Raw genomic sequence first — 2,745 nt, 5'->3', positions numbered from 1 at the left:
GGTCTTCACCGTCACCGGCAGCCGCACCGCCGCCGCCACCGCCGCCACGATCCGCAGGGCCAGATCCGGCTGGCGCAGCAGGCCGCTGCCGCCTCCCTTGCGGGCGATCTTGCGCACCGGGCAGCCCATGTTGATGTCGATCAGCCAGGCCCCGGCGGCCTCGGCCCGGCGGGCCGCCTCGGCCATGGCGTCGGGCCGGTGGTCGAACAGCTGCACCCCGACCGGACCGGAATCCTGATCGAGGGCCGCCATCTTGGCGCCGCCGTGGCCCAGCTCCAGGGCCGTGGCATTGACCATCTCCGTGAACAGGAGGGCGTCGGGGGCCCAGCGGCGCACCAGTCCGCGGAAGATCCCGTCGCTCACCCCCGCCAGGGGCGACTGCAGCACCCGGCAGTGGAGCTGCCGGTCGGTGCCGTTGCCGGCCAGCTGGAGGGGGCCGGTGGGGCAGGGGTGGGTGTTGGGACTGGGCATGCTGGGGTCACTCTCGGATGCCAGTCGCCGCCGTGGACGCTGCCGCCGCTCCCCCCTGGAAGCCCGAAGGCGCCCCGGAACCCTTCCCCCTCAGCCGCGCCCTGCTGGAGGCGGTGCTGGCCGACCGCACCAGCGATCGCTTCGTGTGCCGGCTGGTCTGGGAACGGCTGGGCTACCGCCCGGACGCCGAGGGCCGCTGGCAGGCCGGCCCCGACACCCCGCCGGCCTGGGCCGAGGCCTTTCCCGAGGCTCCCGAGGTGATCGCCGAGCGGCCCGCGAGCGTGCGGCTCACCCGATCGATCGCCCCCGAGCACAAGCAGCTGCTCAAGCAGCAGCTGGGCTTCGCCGGGTACCGCATCGACGGCCTCTACCCCCGCCGCACCCGTCGGGCTACGGCGGTGAACTGGCTGCTGGCCCACCTGGCCGAGCGCGGCGAGCCCCTGCCGGAGGCGGGCCCGCTGCCGGAGCTCCTGGATCCGCCCGAGGACCCGGTGGCCGGCCATCCCGGCGAACCCCCGGTGGGTTGAGGCGGCGGTGGGCGGGGGCGTCGGTGGCTCTGTAGGGTCTAGGTAACGCATCCGTCGTAAGGCATAAGTCAGATTGGCGCTCCCCGTCGTCGCCGTGATCGGACGCCCCAACGTGGGCAAGTCCACGCTGGTCAACCGGCTGTGCCGCAGCCGTGAGGCGATCGTCCACGACCAGCCCGGTGTGACCCGGGACCGCACCTACCAGGAGGGCTTCTGGGGTGACCGCACCTTCCGGGTGGTGGACACCGGCGGCCTGGTGTTCGATGACGACAGCGAGTTCCTGCCGGAGATCCGGGAGCAGGCCAACCTTGCCCTGGCCGAGGCCTCGGTGGCGGTGGTGATCGTCGATGGCCAGCAGGGCGTCACCGCCGCCGATGAATCGATCGCCGAGTGGCTGCGCGGCCACAACGTCCCCGTGCTGCTGGGGGTGAACAAGTGCGAGTCGCCTGATCAGGGCCTGGCCATGGCGGCCGACTTCTGGGGGCTGGGCCTGGGCGAACCCCACCCGATCTCCGCCATCCACGGCGCCGGCACGGGCGACCTGCTCGACCGGGTGATCAGCTTTCTGCCAGCCACCACCGAGGCCGACGAGGCCGAGCCGATCCAGCTGGCGATCATCGGCCGCCCCAACGTGGGCAAGTCCAGCCTGCTGAATGCCATCTGCGGCGAGAACCGGGCCATCGTCAGCCCGATCCGCGGCACCACCCGCGACACCATCGACACCACCCTCGAGCGGGAGGGCCACACCTGGAAGCTGATCGACACCGCCGGCATCCGGCGGCGTCGCAGCGTCGACTACGGCCCGGAATACTTCGGCATCACCCGCAGCTTCAAGGCGATCGAGCGCAGCGACGTCTGCATCCTGGTGATCGATGCCCTCGACGGCGTCACCGAGCAGGACCAGCGCCTGGCGGGCCGCATCGAGGAGGACGGCCGCGCCTGTGCCGTGGTCGTCAACAAGTGGGACGCCATCGAGAAGGACAGCCACACCATGAGCGCCATGGAGAAGGAGCTGCGCGCGAAGCTCTACTTCCTCGACTGGGCGCCGATGCTGTTCACATCCGCCCTCACCGGCCAGCGGGTGGAGAGCATCTTCGCCATCGCCGCGGTGGCGGTGGAGCAGCACCGCCGCCGGGTGAGCACCTCGGTGGTGAATGAGGTGCTGCAGGAGGCCCTGCGCTGGCGCTCGCCCCCCACCACCCGCGGCGGCCGCCAGGGCCGCCTCTACTACGGCACCCAGGTGGCGACACGCCCCCCCAGCTTCACCCTGTTCGTCAACGAACCCAGGCTGTTCGGCGACACCTACCGCCGCTACGTCGAGCGCCAGATCCGCGAGGCCCTGGGCTTCGAGGGATCGCCGGTGCGGCTCTTCTGGCGCGGCAAGCAGCAGCGGGACGCCGAGAAGGAGCAGGCCCGTCACCAGAGCCGGGGCGGCTGAGGTCGATGGGGACGGCGATTCCGGGGGCGATCCAGGGGGACCTGGCCTGAATGGACTGGTTGCGGCAGCTGCCGATCGGTCAGTACGTCGATGACGGCGAGGGCGGTGAGGGCGGCCGCGGCAGCTGGCTGCGGCGGCTGGACCCCCGGGTGAAGCTGGTCTGGACGGTGGCGTTCCTGGTGACGCCGATCCTGGCCGGGCCCCTCTGGCGGCTGGCCCTGGTGGGGCTGCTGCTGCTGATCACCGCCGTCAGCGGCCTCCCCTGGCGCCTCTGGCGGCAGAGTCTGCCGCTGCTGATCGCCCTGGCGC

The 2,745-nt window shown here is 72.1% G+C and carries 4 protein-coding genes; 3 read left to right on the top strand and 1 reads right to left on the bottom strand.

The genetic code is table 11. The features are described from left to right. Positions 1-471: tRNA-dihydrouridine synthase (locus tag VB737_RS06330; protein WP_500312069.1), on the bottom strand; the 471-nt coding region annotated here is incomplete at its 3' end. A gap of 17 nt (positions 472-488) precedes the next feature. Between VB737_RS06330 and VB737_RS06325 the strand changes: the two genes are divergently transcribed. The 3 genes from VB737_RS06325 to VB737_RS06315 all read left to right on the top strand — a co-directional run. Further along, positions 489-998, top strand: coding sequence for a DUF1823 family protein (locus VB737_RS06325; RefSeq protein WP_500312067.1), 510 nt, complete (start codon positions 489-491; stop codon positions 996-998). 73 nt (positions 999-1,071) lie between these two features. Next, positions 1,072-2,436 carry a ribosome biogenesis GTPase Der gene (der, locus tag VB737_RS06320; protein WP_500312065.1) on the top strand — a complete coding sequence of 455 codons (1,365 nt, stop codon included), beginning with the start codon at positions 1,072-1,074 and terminating at the stop codon, positions 2,434-2,436. Between the two features lie 50 nt (positions 2,437-2,486). Continuing rightward, positions 2,487-2,745: CbiQ family ECF transporter T component (locus VB737_RS06315; RefSeq protein ID WP_500312064.1), on the top strand; the 259-nt coding region annotated here is incomplete at its 3' end.

The organism is Synechococcus sp. BA-120 BA3 (assembly GCF_034931285.1).
Lineage (GTDB): Bacteria > Cyanobacteriota > Cyanobacteriia > PCC-6307 > Cyanobiaceae > Cyanobium.
Note: the sequence above shows the minus strand (reverse complement) of the source record. Positions and strands in the feature narration are given on the sequence as shown.

Excerpts from the sequence above, each read along its gene's own strand:
- VB737_RS06325 (WP_500312067.1), top strand. The coding sequence starts at position 489 with ATGCCAGTCGCCGCCGTGGACGCTGCCGCCGCTCCCCCCTGGAAGCCC.